The organism is Candidatus Nanopusillus massiliensis (assembly GCF_920984865.1).
In genome coordinates, this window is sequence record NZ_OV100765.1 from 310430 (window position 1) to 310657 (window position 228).

The 228-nt window shown below is 26.8% G+C and carries 1 protein-coding gene (running past one end of the window); it reads right to left on the minus strand.

Features of this window, described 5'->3' with window-relative positions:
• Window positions 1-38: 38 nt before the first annotated feature.
• Window positions 39-228, minus strand: partial view of a hypothetical protein gene (locus tag LUA84_RS04700; RefSeq protein ID WP_342765380.1) — the 3' portion only. Its footprint extends 176 nt past the window's final position; only the last 190 of its 366 coding nucleotides appear in the window; its start codon lies beyond the right edge, outside the window — the gene reads right to left on this strand; it ends in the stop codon at window positions 39-41.

Sequence of the window (228 nt, forward strand, 5' to 3'; positions counted from 1 at the left end):
TGCTGCCAATGCATCCTGTTCAACTTTTATTCCATAATCTAACATTTTTCTAAATTGTCTTTGCCAATCTTTAGATTTTTTAAACCAAGGATATTAGCTATTTCATTTAATCTTTTTAAAGCCCTTTGATTTAATTTTATTACTGCTCCTTTCTTTTTTAGATCATATTCATCTATATCATCAATTGTCATTCCTATAAATTTTATATCTGGAGTTGCTAATAATTCG